Annotated in this window: 16 protein-coding genes; 11 read left to right on the top strand and 5 right to left on the bottom strand. The window is 43.4% G+C overall.

Annotation, left to right across the window (positions count from 1 at the left end; all coding sequences use genetic code 11):
• Position 1: 1 nt before the first annotated feature.
• Together QO187_RS02185 and QO187_RS02180 are read left to right on the top strand one after the other, a co-directional pair.
• On the top strand, positions 2-1,192 hold the full coding sequence (locus QO187_RS02185; protein WP_290176430.1) for a patatin-like phospholipase family protein: 1,191 nt from the start codon (positions 2-4) through the stop codon (positions 1,190-1,192).
• Positions 1,189-2,016, top strand: a complete 828-nt coding sequence (locus QO187_RS02180; RefSeq protein WP_371546908.1) for an SDR family NAD(P)-dependent oxidoreductase — start codon at positions 1,189-1,191, stop codon at positions 2,014-2,016. Before QO187_RS02185 ends, QO187_RS02180 begins: the two co-directional genes overlap by 4 nt.
• Positions 2,017-2,042: 26 nt before the next feature.
• Here the strand turns inward: QO187_RS02180 and QO187_RS02175 are convergent, their stop codons facing one another.
• The 3 genes from QO187_RS02175 to nadA all read right to left on the bottom strand — a co-directional run bounded on the left by QO187_RS02175 (position 2,043) and on the right by nadA (position 6,172).
• Positions 2,043-2,936, bottom strand: a complete 894-nt coding sequence (locus QO187_RS02175) for a phosphatidate cytidylyltransferase (RefSeq protein ID WP_371546906.1) — start codon at positions 2,934-2,936, stop codon at positions 2,043-2,045.
• Between the two features lie 121 nt (positions 2,937-3,057).
• Positions 3,058-4,962 carry an L-aspartate oxidase gene (gene nadB, locus QO187_RS02170; RefSeq protein WP_371546903.1) on the bottom strand — a complete coding sequence of 635 codons (1,905 nt, stop codon included), beginning with the start codon at positions 4,960-4,962 and terminating at the stop codon, positions 3,058-3,060.
• A 70-nt stretch (positions 4,963-5,032) separates the two neighbouring features.
• Positions 5,033-6,172 carry a quinolinate synthase NadA gene (gene nadA / locus QO187_RS02165; RefSeq protein WP_201547637.1) on the bottom strand — a complete coding sequence of 380 codons (1,140 nt, stop codon included), beginning with the start codon at positions 6,170-6,172 and terminating at the stop codon, positions 5,033-5,035.
• 360 nt (positions 6,173-6,532) lie between these two features.
• On the opposite strand from nadA, the gene QO187_RS02160 reads away from it, so the two are divergent.
• The 4 genes from QO187_RS02160 (at position 6,533) to QO187_RS02145 (ending at position 10,538) form a co-directional block, all read left to right on the top strand.
• The gene (locus QO187_RS02160; RefSeq protein ID WP_201547638.1) at positions 6,533-7,564 is read left to right on the top strand and encodes a hypothetical protein; all 1,032 of its coding nucleotides are present in this window, start codon (positions 6,533-6,535) and stop codon (positions 7,562-7,564) included.
• Between the two features lie 160 nt (positions 7,565-7,724).
• On the top strand, positions 7,725-8,585 hold the full coding sequence (gene nadC / locus QO187_RS02155; RefSeq protein WP_371546900.1) for a carboxylating nicotinate-nucleotide diphosphorylase: 861 nt from the start codon (positions 7,725-7,727) through the stop codon (positions 8,583-8,585).
• A gap of 314 nt (positions 8,586-8,899) precedes the next feature.
• Complete coding sequence (locus QO187_RS02150) at positions 8,900-9,541, top strand: MarC family protein (protein ID WP_082624565.1); 642 nt, start codon at positions 8,900-8,902, stop codon at positions 9,539-9,541.
• 115 nt (positions 9,542-9,656) lie between these two features.
• A complete protein-coding gene (locus tag QO187_RS02145; protein ID WP_371546896.1) occupies positions 9,657-10,538 on the top strand; it encodes an IS982 family transposase in 882 nt (293 codons plus the stop codon).
• 103 nt (positions 10,539-10,641) lie between these two features.
• On the opposite strand, the gene QO187_RS02140 is transcribed toward QO187_RS02145, so the two are convergent.
• The gene (locus tag QO187_RS02140) at positions 10,642-11,244 is read right to left on the bottom strand and encodes a LysE/ArgO family amino acid transporter (protein ID WP_371546894.1); all 603 of its coding nucleotides are present in this window, start codon (positions 11,242-11,244) and stop codon (positions 10,642-10,644) included.
• A gap of 166 nt (positions 11,245-11,410) precedes the next feature.
• On the opposite strand from QO187_RS02140, the gene QO187_RS02135 reads away from it, so the two are divergent.
• The 3 genes from QO187_RS02135 (at position 11,411) to QO187_RS02125 (ending at position 13,585) form a co-directional block, all read left to right on the top strand.
• Positions 11,411-12,139 (top strand): hypothetical protein, encoded by a 729-nt coding sequence (locus QO187_RS02135; protein ID WP_057758986.1) that lies wholly within the window; start codon positions 11,411-11,413, stop codon positions 12,137-12,139.
• A 173-nt stretch (positions 12,140-12,312) separates the two neighbouring features.
• The gene (locus QO187_RS02130; protein WP_057758988.1) at positions 12,313-12,993 is read left to right on the top strand and encodes a hypothetical protein; all 681 of its coding nucleotides are present in this window, start codon (positions 12,313-12,315) and stop codon (positions 12,991-12,993) included.
• 40 nt (positions 12,994-13,033) lie between these two features.
• Entirely contained in the window at positions 13,034-13,585 is a 552-nt protein-coding gene (locus QO187_RS02125) for a hypothetical protein (protein WP_057758990.1), read from the top strand.
• 154 nt (positions 13,586-13,739) lie between these two features.
• Here the strand turns inward: QO187_RS02125 and rluB are convergent, their stop codons facing one another.
• Positions 13,740-14,666, bottom strand: a complete 927-nt coding sequence (rluB, locus tag QO187_RS02120; protein WP_101206234.1) for a 23S rRNA pseudouridine(2605) synthase RluB — start codon at positions 14,664-14,666, stop codon at positions 13,740-13,742.
• A 582-nt stretch (positions 14,667-15,248) separates the two neighbouring features.
• Here rluB and QO187_RS02115 point away from each other — a divergent pair.
• On the top strand, positions 15,249-16,340 hold the full coding sequence (locus tag QO187_RS02115) for a polysaccharide biosynthesis/export family protein (protein WP_371546893.1): 1,092 nt from the start codon (positions 15,249-15,251) through the stop codon (positions 16,338-16,340).
• Positions 16,341-16,536: 196 nt separating this feature from the next.
• Complete coding sequence (locus QO187_RS02110; RefSeq protein WP_371546892.1) at positions 16,537-18,798, top strand: polysaccharide biosynthesis tyrosine autokinase; 2,262 nt, start codon at positions 16,537-16,539, stop codon at positions 18,796-18,798.
• The last annotated feature ends 46 nt before the right edge of the window (positions 18,799-18,844 follow it).

Genomic DNA, 18,844 nt, shown 5'->3' with positions numbered 1-18,844 from the left:
GATGAACAATCAGTTGGTTAAACCTTACGAGCGTGTTCAGCTGTTTTCAGGCGGCGGTTCACGTTTTGGTTATTATTTGGGTAGCTATGCAGCCTTAGCGTCTCATGACTTAGCGCCAGATATTATCGTTGGTACTTGCGGTGGGAGTTTGTCTGCTTACTTAGTACAATTTGCGCCTGACCCCAAGGATTTGCAAGCGTTGATATGTAGTCGTGAGTTATATCGCGTCATCACAGCCATCAGACATGTCGCGCCAGATGAAGCCAATAAACGTCTAAAGCTGCGTTATATGACCCATGCACTTAAGCGTTGGCGGTTATCAAAGCAAAAGGATAATGGACAAAGACAACGTCAAGCAGACAGCTACGAGCGACTGTTAAGTGAGTTGCAGCAGTTAGCGATGTTTCGTATCGATAACGAGCAGTACTGGCTAGATGAGCTGTCGCAGTTTGCTACTAGTAATAATGATATTAGCAATACTGATAAAGCAACGCCAGAGATAGCCATCATTGCCAGTCGATTGTATCAATCACCTACTGATGGTTTGTATAGTGAAAAACTCGCACTGCAAGAGTTGTTATTTGCGCCGCCGCGCTTAGCAAATTTGCCAAATTTTGTATCAGGTCTGGCCGACGGGCAAATGACATCGCCTGCGCACACATTTGCAAACGGGCGCATACACCCTTCTGTAAAGGTTCAAACACAATGGGATTTTGCCCCAGTGATCCGCGCTTCTATGGCTGACATGTACTATCTGCCGCCCACACATATCACAGAGCTTGGCTGGTGTTTAGGAGGTGTGATTAATCTGACACCAATTGAGCTAGCCTGTCAGTTGGGTAACAGCGTATTTGCAGAGACTAAGGCAGGTTATGACCCATGGCTGGCTGCTCCCGCGATTCAGCGTGTTTTTGGTTTTGATCCTAATAGGCGATTGGCAGCAGTACACGGTTATCAACCAATGAGAAAGCCATCTTATGCTACTAGCAATCACCATCAGCTACACTGGTTACCATTTGCAGATAACGAGCAGCAACTGAGAGGGCGAAATGTGCAAAAGCGTTTTAACCTAAAACAAATGATCGTCGAGCTAATACATAGCGACTATGACGGTTTTGTGCAGCAAATGCAGGCGCAATGGCAATATGGCTATCAGCGTACGGTCGACTATATACAGCAGCATAAATTATGAAAAACCTCGCAAAAGGTATCACTAAAAACCATGCGCCGCATATTATTATCGTTGGTGGTACGAGTGGCCTTGGCTTGGCATTAGCGCTGAATCATCAGATGCTTGGCTGGCAAGTCAGCGTTGTCGGAAGTAGCGCAGCAAAGATAGCCGATATCAACAGACAGCATCCTGCTATTGTGACTTATGTATGCGACTTAACTGACCCAAATCAAACGCAAACGTTATTAGACAATTTGTCAGGTATTCCATTTCAAAGGCTGATCTATAGTGCGGGTAGTTACACCAATGAGCGTATCCATCACTTAAATCAAGCAGATAGCGACCAGATGCTAGTGATTAACTTACAGGCGTTTGAGCAAGTTTTTAGATGGGCAAGCAGTCAGTTAAAGCAGCAGTTAAAACAGTCATGTCAGGCATTAGATATGACTAAAGGTGATAGACCTAGCCTCATCTGTATTGCCTCTATCGCAGGCACGATAGATTATCCTTATGCCAGTCTATATGCAAAAAGCAAGCGTGCAATGATTGCTACGGCTAGCGCTTATCGAGCAGCACTTATACCTTATAACATCCAAGTAAACTGTATTGCCTCAGGCTATATCAATACTCAAGCACTACGTGATTTAAACGATGGCGATGCTAGCCATAAGCCATTTATCATGAGCACGCAAGCAGCGGTTGATCATATTATGCAAGCGATTGACGATAATATAGAACTAGCGATATTTCCACGCTCAATGCGCTATATCACGAGTGCCTTAAATTATTTACCTAAGCCTGTGCTCAATTGGATATTGGGCAGTAAACTGGATAAAGCCAAATGACTCTGCTATCTGTGCTTTGATTGTATTTAACCAAATAACCAGTAGAGTAGAGTAAATGCTGGCACTCCAATCAGTAAACTGTCTATCCGATCTAACACCCCACCATGACCAGCGAGCATCGTTCCAGTGTCTTTTACCCCGTGCTGGCGCTTAAAGGCTGATTCTAATAAGTCTCCAAATATACCGCTTACAGCCAAGCCATAGGCAGCTAATAGACAGATCCACCAATCAAAAGGGGTGAGCCAAAGACCTAATACTGCTGCCAACATTGCCGCAACTAAACTGCCAAAGATAGCACCTTCAATGCTTTTATTCGGGCTAATAGTCGGCGCTAGACCTCGTTTAAACAGCTTACGTCCAAGCAGTCTTCCACATAGATATTGGGCAATATCGTTGAACTGACTGGCAAATAATACGAAGAGTAAAACGCCATATTGTTCGCGTTGCCAGGTCAATTGCTGTAAGGCTACAAGGCTAATGATGAGTGAGATGAATGCAACACTCAGTAGCAGATCTAAGGAATTGAGCCGCGTATAGTGTTGAGTCAGATTGAGAGAGGTTTTCGCTAGTAGGGAAGTATTTGGCTGTAAGCCTTGCGCTTGGAGTTTATTAATGAGTACGGCTTTACTGCGTAAACACCATAGGCGTTTAATCTCGTAGCTGCCGCGTAGACCAATTAATATAAAGAATAAAATGAGCAGCCATTGATAGGGATATACTTGCGAATGAGAACCTTGCGTATCGTTTGTTATTTTTGCAATCACATAGCAAGTGCAGAGCGCGGCGAGCATCAACCACCACGAGCGGGCTATCAAGTAGATTTTTGGCAATCGTTTGCGCAGACGAGGTACGGCAAGTACACTCCAAGCCAAGCTGACGATTATCATCAGGGCAATCACAAACACAATATCAGAAGCCATACCGTGGACACCCAAAGAAGAGGTAATATTTTAAGCCTATCCATAATGATAGCTTAAATGCTTCTTTAACTATAGTGTTAGATATCACCCTTGATGGGTTGGGTTATTATCTGTGGTAGGCTTAAATATGGTCAGTAACAGGTATCGAATAACGCTCGTCTTCTATGATGCGATTCATGGACTCAAACGTAGCGTCTCTCCGTGGCAAAATGATACTGGTCAAAGGCGTTTCAGCTAAGTTAGGATAATCCTCACGATAATGCCCACCGCGACTTTCAAAACGTTGATAAGCGGATTGGACAATCATCGTTGCTAACGCTAATTGCTTCGCCAATTGAAAAATTGCCAGCTCATCGAAAGTAGTGGGGAGGTTGTTATTTATATTGGATTTACCAAAATATATGAGTGACTCCTGCCACTGCTCAATTTTTTGCAATGCTTGCTCTAATTGTTTGGCACTACGTGTAATGCCCATATTGGCTGTCAAAAGAGCTTTCAATGCTATCGTTATCTCTGCAATATCTACGTCAGAATGAAATGCTTTATCAGCATTATAAGTTGGATACGATGATTGCTTAGAATAGGGTAAGATAACAAATTGCGTGTTTTCTAATGTCGGATATTGCCAAATATCGGCAGCCAACTGATGCAGTTCATAATAGGCAGTCGTATGTGGCTGCGGCATTTTTTCTAAAGCTTCAGCCGTTTTCTCTAAAGCTTCTAAGTTCTTTAAGCGTTCCAATTTTGTTAAGTAAGAAGGCAGATTAGCGGCGATGTTGCGACCAACCACCACACACTCTAACAATGAATTGCTTGCTAAACGGTTGGCCCCATGCAACCCTGTATAAGCAACTTCACCTGCTGCATATAGCCCTGCGACGTCGGTCAAACCATTGGCGCAAGTCACCACGCCGCCACAACTATAATGGGCAGTCGGAGCGACCGGAATAGGGTCTGTGGTCATATCGATGCCGAGTGCTAGCAGCGTCTGATAAATCTGCGGGAAATGCGCCTTTATAAATGCGGCTGGCAAGTGACTGACATCAAGATACACGTAGCCAAGTCCGTTACTACTAATCTGATTTGCTATTGCTCGAGCGACGATATCGCGTGGCGCCAATTCAGCGCGCTCATCAACGTCTAACATAAAGCGCGTACCAGTCTGTGGGCAATATAATCGTCCACCTTCACCGCGTAACGCTTCAGATATCAAAAAACTGCTGTCATCTAATGCCAGACCCGTCGGATGAAATTGCACAAATTCTAAATTTGCCAAGCGGCAGCCTGCTTGCCATGCCATCATGACGCCATCACCAACACAGACATTAGGCGCGCTGGCACGTTTAAATAGTTGGCCTAAGCCACCACTAGCGAGTACGACAGCTGAACTATGAATGGTGAGTTGGCGCTCATTGACATGATCAAAGACCAGTGCCCCTCGACAATGTCTAATATCGCTATCGTTCATGCTAAAAGAGGAGCTGCTAATCATAGGTGAAGTCAGTAACTCTAATGCTTCATGATAAGGCAAGATAGTGATATTGGTTGCAGTCTGTGCTTTGATAATTAATGCATCCATCACGTGCCGACCCGTTGCATCATCCGCATGGGCCACACGTCTACAGCCATGACCGCCTTCTTTGGTCAAGTGTAAGTCACTGGTTTTTAAGACTGAAAAATCAGGTGTATTATCATTTTCTTTAGTTAAAGTGGTTTGAGTAAATGGCACACCTTGCTCGCATAACCACTGCACCGCTTGCTGTCCTGCACCCAAGATACGGGCAGTATTGTCCGTCGCACACAATCCTGCACCAGCGATTAAGGTGTCAGCGACATGATCAGTCACAGAGTCCGCCGTGTCTAAGCTGGCTGCGATACCCCCTTGAGCGTAGTGACTTGAGCACACCTCAAGTGCCGCTTTGCTTAAAACAGTGATATTCAGCGATTTTGGCAGAGATAGCGCGGTGCTCAAGCCTGCCAGACCAGCCCCAATAATAAGAACATCAGTTTTTATAATATTACTCATATCACTGCTGCTCCTGTTATTTTTATAGCGAGTGGTGTTGGAACAATCAACTGAATGCAACTGACTCATGCTAGGCTGCCCCAACGTTAGCGAACAGCGCACGGTCTTTTACTATGTCGCCACTGGCGGCTACACGTTGCTTTTGTGTTTCAGCAAAATCGAGCATCCGTTGTAATGGTTTTTTTGCTGCAGTCGCTAGCTCAGGTGTCATTAGCACTTCACCGCTTTGATTGGTTAGGCACTGTTCAATCCCTTTTAAGCCGTTCATAGCCATCCAAGGACAAAACGCGCAGCTCTTACAGCTAGCGCTCTCGCCAGCAGTTGGTGCGGCCAAGAATCGCTTGTTTGGCGAGCGTTTTTGCATCTCGTGCAATATGCCCAAATCAGTAGCGACGATAAAGGTATCAGCATCCATCTCATACGTTGATTGCAAAAGCTTGCTAGTCGAGCCGACCACATCAGCGAGTGCCACCACGCTATCAGGTGACTCAGGATGCACCAAGACTTTGGCCTCTGGGTGTTCCTCTTTTAATTGCAAAAGTTCAGTGGCTTTAAATTCGTTGTGTACCAAACAAGACCCTTGCCAAAGCAGCATATCTGCGCCAGTCTCACGAGCGATGTATTTGCCCAAATGGCGATCAGGCCCCCAAATAATAGGCTCGCCTTGCGCATGTAAATGACGAACGATGTCGATACCGACAGATGAGGTGACCACCCAATCAGCTCTCGCTTTTACCGCGGCGCTGGTATTGGCGTAGACGACAACAGTACGTTCAGGATGAGCATCGCAAAATGCTGAAAACTCGTCAGCAGGGCAGCCCAAGTCAAGCGAGCACTCGGCTTCCAAATCTGGCATGAGGACGGTCTTTTCCATACTTAATATTTTTGCTGATTCACCCATGAAGCGCACACCAGCGACCACCAAAGTCTGAGCGCTATGAGCTTGTCCAAACCGAGCCATTTCAAGTGAGTCACCGACGCAGCCACCGGTTGCCAATGCCAAGTCTTGGATAAAAGGGTCGACATAGTAGTGTGCTACCAGTACGGCATTATTCTCTTTCAGTAGCTTCTTGATATTTTCTTCGACCACGATGCGTTCAGCGCGAGGCAAGTCTGCTGGCATTTTAGCCTTAGCATATTCAATATTCATCTGAGTGGCGATGCGATTGTCCGTACTCATGATAGGTGCGTCGTAAGGATATTTTTTCATAATGGCAGCCTTTGTTGGTGCGATAACGATAAATGTATGAGCTAAAAAATAGGTAATTGGACATAACAAATTTATAAGTTGTCTTAATTATGCTCATTTTGAGTATAATTACAAGTGGTTTTTTATACTTAATAAGTCAAAAGATTAGGTTTGAGTGCTCAAAGTGATGTGCAATTAAGCCGTACTAAGCTTAAAAATGGTGCTAATTCATGCCCCTTATAACTATTTATCGATATTGATTTTTCATACTTACAACCACAGACTATGATAGTTTTAGATTCAAGCTATACTAAGTCATACAACGGCTGTTAGTCTCAATAGCCTTTTACATTTTAGAGAAAAAGGATAATTCCCAAAGCCATGACGTTGTCTTATTCACATGCGCACCAGCAAGGTAGCGGCACGACAGAAGTGGTCGCCGTATTGGTCGCTATCACCGATCATATCGCGCGCGTTCTAACCGTTGACCAAGGCAAGCTATTGCCAAATGGGCCACTTATGCCGCTACATCGCTCTCTACAAGCGGGAGTACGTCAGTGGGTAGAGGAGCAAACGCAGCAACCGCTCGGATACTTGGAGCAGTTATATACCTTTGTCGATACTAACAGGCGTAATATTGATGGCCATGCGTTGGTGTATGTGAGTTATTTAGGTTTGGTGCAAGAGACGCAAACGCAGGCACTCCAAAGCAAAGCACTCTGGCGAGATTGGTATGATTATTTCCCGTGGGAAAATCATTTGGACGGTATGCCTAGTATTATTATGGACTTCATTGTGCCTGCGCTACTTGAATGGGCCAATACTGCCAATGACTCAATCGTTCAACAGCGCAGGCGTCAGCGCATTGGCTTATGTTGGGGGCTGGACGAAGCGTTTTTAGCAAGTGGTAAACTCACTGACAGTCAATCCGTCAACGAACACGATAATGAAAGTAGAGAGTGGATTGCAGAGCATGTATTACTACGTTATGAGATGCTTTATGAAGCAGGTCTAATCCCCGAAGCCCCTAATTATCCGCCCAATTATCAGGCTATTGCTTTGCCAGAAGACTGGTCACAACGCATAGGCGTACCGATGTATTATGATCACCGTCGCGTGATTGCTACTGCTATCTCAAGACTGCGCGCGAAGATTGAATATAGACCGCTTATTTTTGGTCTGATGCCAGACGTCTTTACCTTATCGCAGTTGCAGCAGAGTGTTGAGGCGTTATCAGGAGTGCGCTTGCACAAGCAAAATTTTCGTCGCTTGCTTGATTCGCAAAATTTAGTAATGGAGACAGGAGAGAGTAGCACTGCTCAGCGCGGTCGTCCTGCCAAACTATATCGCTTCCGTCATGATATTGAATTACAGAGTTTATTGATGGACAGCAAACTTCCCAAGCGCAAATAGTCGTTTCAAGCCATTCCGTTTTACCTCTAAATCGGTTTGTAAAACGAAAAATTTGTCACCTTTCCTTGCAGGGCCGTTAACTTTACGCTATATTTATGCTCATTTTGAGTTTAAATAAAGAGTAGTTTCTATCAATATCATGCCTAGATAAGGGTTAAAGATGACAATTGAAAAAGAGCCAGCATTGGATGACGTATTGCTCAAGCCATTGGTTGAGAATGCACTAACTGAAGATTTGGGTAGGCGTGGTGATGTAACGTCGCAAGCTACTATCCCAGCCGATATGCAAGCGCAGCTACAGATCAAGGCGCGGCAAGCAGGCGTGATATGCGGTATCGATTTGGCACGTTTATCTTTTGCCTTAGTCGATGCACAAATTGAGTTTATTGCACAAGTACAGGATGGCGAAACAGTAGAGGCTGGTGCAGTGTTAGCGACCGTAAAAGGTAACGCGCGTCATTTATTGACTGCAGAACGCACGGCACTGAATTTTATGACCCATCTCAGTGGTATTGCGACAGCGACACGTCAGATTGTCGATAGCGTGGCGCAATATCCTGCACAAATTACCTGTACACGCAAGACCATTCCAGGCTTACGTATTGTACAAAAATACGCCGTACGCTGCGGCGGCGGACGCAATCATCGCTTGGGGTTGGATGATGCAATTTTAATTAAAGACAATCATATCGCCATTGCTGGTGATATAAAAACAGCTATTCAGCAAGCACAGAAATTTGCTGGACATCTGATTCCTATTGAGGTCGAAGTCGATACGCTAGAGCAATTAGAGCAAGCGTTGGATACAGGTGTGAGTTTAGTGCTATTAGACAACATGTCGCCTGAAACATTGTCGCAAGCGGTTACTATGTGTCAGGGTCGCGCAAAGACTGAAGCCTCAGGTGGTATTACGCCTGAAACGGTACAAGCGGCAGCAAGTACAGGCGTTGATTTTATCGCGATGGGTTATTTGACGCACAGTACGACAGCCTTGGATATTGGGCTGGATTTTAGTGCATAAGTGCAGACGTGCTAAAGGCTAACAGCGTTATATACGCTCGATTTTATGACAAGGGCTATCACCGAGTTAATAGAATGGCAATTTATACTGATAGCTTGTACTAATAATCTGTTAAATGCTTGTTTTTACACTGAAGCTTTACTAAGGTGACATGTAGGCGTAACGGCGCAAAGTTAATGATTTTATTAGCTTATCTGCCTATGTTAGAATATAAGCTACAATGCCGTTTTTAACTGCCTATTGGGTCATCGTTGCACTTGCACGATGGCCTTATCTTTTTGCACCAGTGGTATCAATAGACAAGTGAGCGCTCAGTGAATACTGAAATTATCAAGATAATCCTAGCCTTTATGGTATTGATCAATCCATTTAGCGCATTGACGTTATTTTTAGATTTGACTCGTGGCTATTCGATGAACAATCGACGTAAGGTCGCGCGCGTTGCTTGTCTGACCATTTTTATCACCATCAGCTTTTTTACGATTGCAGGTGAAACGCTACTAAAAACCCTTGGTATTTCTATCGGCTCGTTCCAGTTGGCAGGCGGTATATTGGTGTTTTTAATTGCCCTAAATATGATGAATGGAGAGGGTAACCCTGTTAAACCTGATCAAGAGAACTTCGATGTTGATCATGTGAAAGACGCGCCAGTCTCGATGGCAGCTGCCGTGGTTCCCCTCGCGATTCCAATGATGATTGGGCCTGGTGGTATCTCCACGGTTATCATTTACTCTTCACAAGTATCAGGTATTTTGCAGGTATCCGCTATCTTGATTGCTGGCTTATTCATCAGTCTGTTTTGCTATTTGGCATTGATGGCGGCAGGTCGTATCAGTCGCTTACTAGGCGATACTGGCTTGAACATCATGAGCCGGATCATGGGTATGCTATTGGCAGCCGTTTCTATCGAAATTATCGTTAATGGACTGCGTACGCTCTTTCCTAGCTTGATGTAAATGATCAATACAATATTGCTAACCATACCCCACTCTCAACTTCGAAAGTGATTGAAAAAAGAAGAGCACCTCACTAATCTATTGTTTTCGACCAAGAATACAATGGAGTTGTGAGATGCCCATAGACGAATTTATCATCAATATCTATTTAATGGTAGAGCAATATTACAAAATAGTCGTCACCAAACCCTTGCGAAGTGCAGGTTACGCGCCAAAGCTAAGTGATCCTGAGGTTATTTGCATGGAGATGGTCGGTGAATTTTTACACCTTGATCAAGACAAACAAATTTGGCAATACTTTACCCAGCATTGGCAAGACTGGTTTCCAGCCATCGGCTCATACCCTAACTTCGCAAAGCACTGCGCCAATCTGTGGCAAGTCAAACAGCAGATACAAGATAACGTCAGTCAAATTGAAGGCCGTGACAACATTCATTTTATGGATGGCTTTCCGATACCCGTCTGTCATTATGGACGCGCTTATCGGCATAAAAACTATCAAGACTTAGCGGCTTTTAGTTACTGCGCCGCTAAGCAAGAGAGATACTATGGCTTTGAGGGACATTTGCTTGTTAATTTATCGGGCATGATTAAAGGCTTTACCGTTGCCCCTGCCAATGTTGATGAAAGAGCGGTTGCCCCAGAAATCACCACTCATATTCATGGGCTACTTGGCGCTGATAAAGGGTATATCAGCCCTAGTCTGACATCGTACTACGACGCTCAAGGCGTGGATTTACAAACGCCACTCAGAGCCAACATGAAAGAGGATAGACCCAAACCTGTGGTAAGGCGGCTAATGAAAGCCCGCCGTATCGTTGAAACTGTCATTGGTCAGCTATCAGAACGATTTAATATACAAAGGGTACGAGCAAGAGATTTATGGCATTTGTCTCATCGATTGATTCGTAAGATTCTTTCACACAATCTGTGCTTTGTACTCAATAAAAAACTTGGTAACCCGCCTCTTCAGTTTGATTTGCTTATTTCAAGTTGAGAGTGGGGTTAACCATATATATTTATACAGTGGTTAGCGGATATCGACGTCATTCAGTTTATTCAACACTCAGCTTATTTATCATTTCTCAGTCATACTTCTATCAGCTTTGATACAAATGCCAAGCCAGATATAGCATCAGTAACCCTACCAAAGCATCCAGTATGTTCCATGCCTTAGGCTTCTCAAATAGAGGTCTGAGTAATCGCGCACCATATCCAAGCGCAAAGAAGAAAAAGAACGAAGCGCTAATTGCACCTGCGGCAAACGTCAATTTACTACTTGCACCCGTAGAGACCATGCCGACGAGTACCAAGGTGTCTAGATAGACGTGTGGGTTTAGCCAAGTAAAGCCAAAGCATAGTAACAAGGCTTTTTTTAAGCTAGTGACGACTTGCCCTTCGACAGTCAAAGCATGTGACACACGTACGCTGGCATACAAACTCTGTAAACCATATCCTAATAAAAATATAACGCCTGCTATTTTTGCGATACCTATAACGTGCGGGTAGCGGGCCGTAACTGCACCAAAACCACCAACACCTGCTGAGATTAAAAACGCATCGCTCACTGCACAGAATAAACAAACAAAAAATATGTGCTCGCGTTTGAGACCTTGTTTGAGTACAAAAGCATTTTGGGAACCAATAGCAATGATGAGAGATAGCCCAAGTAGGAAACCAGAAATATAATCGGGAGCATTCATAATACGGCGCTTAACGGTTGGCGTGTAGGAATGGTGACATTTTGCTTACTGGCAGGCCAGCAAAAACCTGCTAAGATACGCTATTGAATGAATGTATGCAATATGCGCACAATGTGAGTGTAATAGACGAGGGGCAGAGCAAGTCATGGTAGTCAGTTTGACAAGAATGCTACAGTCATTTGGGCAAGCTCAAGATGACCTACCGACATTGGCAGCAAAGAATGCTCAGGAGATGAGTGTCAATCATGAACGGGATGCTGCTGCCAAGAGTGATAGCAATCACGCAGTACATGAGCGTTCTACACTGACTCCGCCTGAACGTGTAAACCGCATATGTGATGCGTTGGCACAAGTGAGTGATAGCCAATCATCCACGCCTTTGACCGATCGCTATCTGAGTAATCGTGCTCAAATGCGCCCAACCAATAGACCGCCTTTTGACCCAGATACCTTGTGGTATCTCAAACATGGACGTTGTCCGATTATGACTGAGCTTGTTGATGTGGTTGATGAGGCCACCCTAAATGCCATGCCTATTGAAGCCGTTGCGATACTAGACCGTATCAACGGTAAGCTAAAGCGTTACCGTGAGTGGAGTAGTGAGCTGAACGAACAGCAACAGCAGCAGCATAATGAGCGTCAGTTCGTCATCGATAAATTGGTGTCCGAAAGTATCCCTGAGGCATTGCATCATTATGAGCAGCTACAACGCTTTAGTCCGCATCGCACCAAAAACAATATGGTGCAGGGCAAGATGACGGCCGGTGATATGCTGACAGATTTGTTTTTAGAGATTGACTATGAGCTTGACGAGTTATTGGATGAGTTGCATCAGACAGTTTTGAACCGCCTTGCCTCAACCCATCGTTATGTTAAGAGCCGTACGCAAAATTAAATGTTCTTTAATGATGTTTTTTTGAACACTGGCAAAGGTTAAGTATTATCAAAAAACACAATCGACGCAGTGCATAACAATATAGGGCTTTAATAGAGCCTTATTTTTTTGTTTAATAATAACAACCATAAGAAATCAGCTACGACATTCTGATAAGTAATAAGGACAATATAATGACCCAAATGACTGCGATGTTCGTAATGTTTGTTTTGTATGGGCTGTTGCCAGCAGCTGGGTTATATCTAGGTTATCGTGGCATTAAAAAAGTCACAGCACCCAAAATGCTCGAATATAAGGCGATTCCGCAACTGGGTTATATACCTGAAAAAAGCCTACCTGTCGACGTTAAAACTGCTCTGGAGCAAATTAATACAAAGGGTGAAAAGCTGCGTGTCATGTATGGCGATACCAATAATGATGGCAAAATTGATGATAAAGATACTGTCAACGAAACTTATATTATGATTCAAAACTTAATGGATAGGCACGTGCCACAAGCAGTGGCTGACTATCGCCGCTTACATGATTTAGATGTGACGGATAGTGCGCTTGCTGACACTACCAAAATTAAGCATTCTAATGTCACGGGCAAAGAAGCCTTGTTAGACGTGCTTAAGACAATTAACACACAGTTCGATGACCTGCTCAACGCGTCATATCATCAAGACGGTCAAAAGCTACTCGCGACCAATCGCTATCTCCAAAAACGTTTTGACAATCCTACTAGCAACACAGAGTTTCAAAAGCCCGATAGCACTAGCACTGCCAGTAGAAATGCGAGCAGTAATGTAGATATCCAAGCGATTGAAAGCCCAACTGGTGAAAATGTGAGCGCTAAAGATATTAAGTTATAAATACAAAGTTGAATGGTGAAAGGGTAAAGAGCAAGCGTATATGAGTATCTTAATAGGCATCGGTATTGTAACGACCGTCACTACCTTTTATCTAGGTAGAAAAGGCTGGCAGGCTTTTCATAAAGCTGTCGGTATCTCACCTGGCGTGCTCACGTATCAGGATTACGATGCGCCCTTGTCATTAGCCACATTAAGCTTGCAGCAGTTAACGTTAAATAAACAGCACTTAAAAACATTGTCAGAGCAGCAACTTCGTCAGCTAAAACGTATCGATGAAAAAGTAAGCAGCTATTACGCTTATCAAGCAGCATTACATGCTCAACATAAGACACCAGCGATAACAGAAGCGCAGTTTGTGTTGAATAAAATGCTGCAAACACGGTTACCCGAAATGCTAGCTACTCATTACCAATTAACAAATATAAATGCCAAGAATGGAAATAACGACAAGAGATTGGAAGCTAATGAGTTATTGCAGAGTGTTTTAGATAATATCGAGCAGCGTTTAGATAAATTACTGGCGCAAATGGATGAGGAACAGCTACAAGAGCTGCGAGTCATGAAGCACTATATTAATAGTCACGATAGCTGAGCCGCTATATCTATACTGAGCAACTGTGACGCTTGTAAACTGTGAAGCCTATAAAAAGACACAAAAAAAGCGGTCAATGACTATTCATCATTGACCGGTTTTTATGCTTATCCTAAATCTATCAAAAAATTAGAATAATGTTAAACCAATTTAACTAGCGCTTATCATTGCGATCACGGGTGTTGCGTGTACCGCGGCTGGCAGGGCTAGCACTACTTTTAGGTTTCGCACTGCTGTTGCGGTTATCGCTACGAGTGTCAGTGCGACGCGCTTTAAGCGGCTTGTTTCTGATACGTTCTTGCTTTTCTTTAGCTGCGCCATGTAGACCCGTGCCATAACGTGGACGCAAGCTGACCAAATCCGTCAACGTGTTGATTTCTTTTTTATCAAGCTCTAAGAAACGACCAGTACGTAGCTCTTTTGGTAGAACAATCGTGCCATAGCGCGTGCGTAGTAGACGACTAACTTTTAGACCTTGTGATTCAAACAAACGACGTACTTCGCGGTTACGGCCTTCTTTTAGCTGGACGTGATACCACTTGTTTACGCCTTCGCCGCCGCCTTCTTTGATGTCTTCAAATTTGGCAAGGCCATCTTCTAGCATGACGCCAGCAGTCAGTGCACGAGCGATATCAGGCGTTACTTCACCCAATACACGTACCGCATATTCACGAGTAACTTCACCAGATGGATGCATCAAGCGATGCGCCATTTCGCCATCGTTAGTAAATAACAATAGGCCAGTTGAGTTGATGTCCAAACGTCCAACCATTACCCAGCGGTCATGCGTCAGCTTTGGCAAACGTTCGAAGACAGTTGGGCGGCCTTCTGGATCTTTAGCTGAGCAAACTTCGCCTTCAGGCTTGTAGTAAGCGATAACACGGCGACGCTTCTCATTTTCAGAAGTGTATTTGATTTGACGGCCATCAACGCGAATCTCATCACCTTGCGAGACGCGATCACCAATGGTCGCAGGACCGTTATTAACCGTTACGCGGCCAGATTTGATGACTTCTTCCATTTGACGGCGTGAACCAAGTCCCATACGGGCGAGTGCTTTCTGTAATTTTTCGTCTTTCATCATAATATCCTTGAGTCGGTGGGTTACATTTCTCAATGTAAAAAATTGGATTGACTATTCTACGCTATTTTAACAAATTTAGCACGTAAACCAATAGCTTACTGATTATTAATGCATAAGCAAACATTGTGCTAATCAATAAAAGTTTATTAGTCGTATACGAAATATAGACTCGAAGAGTCTTAGTGACTGACTATATAAGTTAATACATAGATACAAACACTTACACTATTTCGGCACTAAAAGGTTATTTCCAATTATAAATGCAATCTAGACAAGCCCTTATTAAGCTGAATTTTTTCAAATTAAAAATAAAAATTTTATTTATGACGAAGCTGTTTTCACTTGCGTTTTTTATCGCTCAACAATCTAAAAGTCGATATAAATTTTTGCAATTAGCCGAAAATAAAGGGCTTGATGAGAAATTGCAAAATAGTCACTTAATTATTTTATGGCAAGTTATATGTATTGCACTGAATATAGTTTAGGTGTATATTTATTAAATATATTCTTTTTTACGAATATAAGTGCTGTGGTGAGGTTTTCTGGTTTGATTCACAAATATAAATATGAGTAACTGTTATGGTTAATAAATATTTCATTTTTGTACACAAACGCTTCTTGGTAATGAGCATATTTTGCTTATTTCTAATGGGGTTGTTTAGTGGCTGTACGATCAACTCAGGACTTCAGTCAGGAAATCTTCCTGAATCTGGCACCTTTACCGCAGAAAACGGCCTTCAATTTCATATTCAGCCTTTAAGTCTGGCAAATTTACCGCGTACAGCGCCGCCTACTGTTACGCAAGACCTCTCTCATTTGATCAAAACCTCTGGACGAGTCAATTACGGCATTGCGAAAGGGGATGTGCTGAATATCATCCTTACCAATTATCCGGATATTAATGCGTCAACTGCTAGCTTAACGGTAGATCAACAAGGGTATATACAGTTTCCATTGATAGGCAGAGTCCAAGCCAGTGGACTGAGCGTGCCGCAGTTCACCGCTACGTTGCAAAGCAAACTACAGCGCTATCTCAAGTACTCAGATCCTCAAGTCAAAATCATTAATTACCGTGGCAGCAAGTTCTTCGTAGATGGTGCGGTGAAGCAGTCTGGTGAGTTTGCTATAGCTGATGTGCCAGTGTCGGTACATGGGGCTATCTCTATGGCAGGTGGTACCACTGAGACAGGCGACTCAAATAACATTGTGCTAAATCGTCAGGGAAATAGCTATCGCTTAGGAGTGCAGTCACTGCAAAGAATGGGGCTGTCTGCAAATCAAATCTATCTGCGAGATGGTGACTCTATCCACGTCAATAGTCAAAGCCGCAATAAGGTCTACGTATTGGGTGAATTTGGCAAAATTGAGCCAGTTGCGATTCCAGAACAAGGGCTGAGCTTAGCGCATGTATTGGGCGAGTCAAATGGGCTAAATTCCAATACGGCTAATGCAGCCAAAGTATATATCGTGCGCGACAACCCTCAGTACCAGTACACCAATATTTATTACGTCGATATGCAGAGCATTACAAGCTTGGCATTAGCCAGTCGCTTTAACATGCAAGCCAATGACATTCTCTATGTAGATCCAACAGGCTTGGCTCGCTGGAATCGTGTGATTAGCGCGATACTACCATCAACCTCTGCCATCAATGTGATATCAGGGTTATAAATAATAGCTAGTGAAAATACTGAATATGCTTTGAATTTTAATACTGAAATTGAGAAATAAGAATAGGAAGTAGAGTAACAGGTTTTATAAGGTGCGATGAGGCAGGGGGCAATCTAACTGCAGTCAAGGGCAGTTAGGGTCTTGAAGCTAAGCGAAAGCTATTAAGCGATTAACATTGAATAATGGGTATATGGTTATGAATAATATAGATTCAAAAAACCTATCGACACCTAAGGGTGACAACGACAATGACAACATCGACTTAACGGCGCTGGTTTTGGTTTTGTTGCGTGGCTGGAAAGTTATAGCGCTCATGGCAGCAGTCGGACTCTTAATAGGATTTTTCTATACACGTTATATTAATCCGACCTTCAAGTCTGATGCGCTGATCCAAATTGAAGAAAATTCCCAAGGAGTCGATGCGCTTGGTGCAAACATCTCAGAGTTGGTCGGAGAAGAAGTGAGCAAGGCTGAGGCAGAAGCCGAGCTCATACGGTCTCGGATGATACTAGAGCCAGTCGTCGATATGCTACATCTAGACATCAAACTGACCGATCCTAATATTGGCTATCTCGATAAAATAACAAACGACCGCATTAACACTCAGTTGAACACGAATGATGGTGTGTCTTTGAGCACAAAAAACGGTTCGGTTCAAATCAATCAGTTCGATGTGTCACCAGCGTATTTAAACCAGTCTTTTACGCTATCACAGTCTGACACAGGGTTTGTCCTGAGCAATGGAATAGATGATTTCAAAGGACAATTGGGTCAGCCGCATCAGTTCAATGGGGTAAACGGTGAGATTAACATTACGGTGACCGAGCTACCTGCAGACGGTTACCCTATTGGCATCACTCAGCAGACCTTAAAGACCACGACAGATGCAATGAATAGCGCCTTGTCTGTGGAAGAAAAAGGGGATAAAACCAACATTATTCAGCTGTCGATGACAGGCACAAATCAAAAGCAAATCACGACCACACTTGATCAGATAGTCCAGTCATATATCGATCAAAACCAATCTCGTGGTACGGAAGAAACGACCAAAACATTGGCTTTCATGGAAACACAGATTCCAGCATTAAAAGAAAAATTAGACACCTCCGAAGCTCAGTTCAATGAGTTTCGTAAAAAGCACGGCACCATCGATGTAGGTAAAGAGGCTGAGCTATTACTAAATGAAAAGTCTCGAATCGATGAGCAGCTCAATGATCTCAAATTAAAGAGAGCAGATTTAACGACTTACTATACCAATGAACACCCACTCGTCATCCAAATCAATGAGCAACTAAAAGTCCTCAACAGTCGAATAGGAGCGATAGGTAGTACCGTTGCAGGACTGCCTGAAATCCAGCGAGAGTTCTTAAAGTTATCAGAAGATACAGCCATTAATAGAGAGATTTACCTCACGCTGCTCAAAAATTATGAACAACTAAAAATCGTTAGAGCAGGTCAGGTTGGTTATGCGCGTATTTTAGATAGACCGACCAGTACCTTCGGTGCCATTGCACCAAACAAACTCCAAATTATGCTGCTAGCGCTACTCGTAGGTACTGTACTTGGGGTAATGCTGGTTCTAATCAGAAACTTGATTAGAAATGTCGTAAAAGACCCAGAACATCTAGAGTCTAAAACGGGAATTCCTGTTATTGCAACGATTCCACGTTCGACCTCGATATCTAAGTTAGGTAGGAACAAAAAAAATACTGGTCGGATGCTTGCTCATGTTGATCACAATGGCTTGAGCTATGAAGCAATTAAAAATTTACGAACAAACCTTTTATTCGGTAAGACGACGAAAACAGCAGATAAAAAATCCGCTCAGACCATATTAATCACTGGAGAAAGCCCAGGTGTCGGTAAGTCTTTTATTACGGCCAATTTATCCGAAGTATTTGCACAGTTGGACAAAAAAGTACTGATTATCGATGGAGATATGCGTTTAGGGGAGCTGCACAAAATGTTTGGTATGAATCTAGACAGTGGGCTCACAGATTACTTACTGCAGGATAAAGATAGCTCTCTAACAGATAATGAGCCTCGATTAGATAGTGTTATAGCTAAGTTAAACCTTGAGAGCTTTATTCAGCCGACTGGTATGGAGCATATCGACCTTATATCGCGGGGACGACCGTCGCATAATCCGACTTCCTTATTGATAGGAGAGAGGTTCGATCATTTGATGGCAACGCTCAAAACGAAGTACGACTATATCGTTATCGATGCGCCACCTATTTTGGCTGCATCAGATGCCATGGTGTTGGCACAGCACGCAGACAAAGTACTGATCGTCACCAAGTTTGATCATTCAGTAGAAGGACAACTGGTCTATGCCATCAAACAGATGAGTAAAGCAAACATACAAGTCGATGGCATCATCTTAAATGACATACAGCAAAGTATTTTGAATCGGTATAGCTATCACTACCATTATGCTTATGGACACAATTCGTAGTCAGCTACTGTTCATTGTCCATGGCAAACGAGCGTCATAACTTAAG

The organism is Psychrobacter sp. Arc9, assembly GCF_041431295.1.
Lineage (GTDB): Bacteria > Pseudomonadota > Gammaproteobacteria > Pseudomonadales > Moraxellaceae > Psychrobacter.
This window is presented reverse-complemented; position numbering and strand designations above follow the sequence as displayed.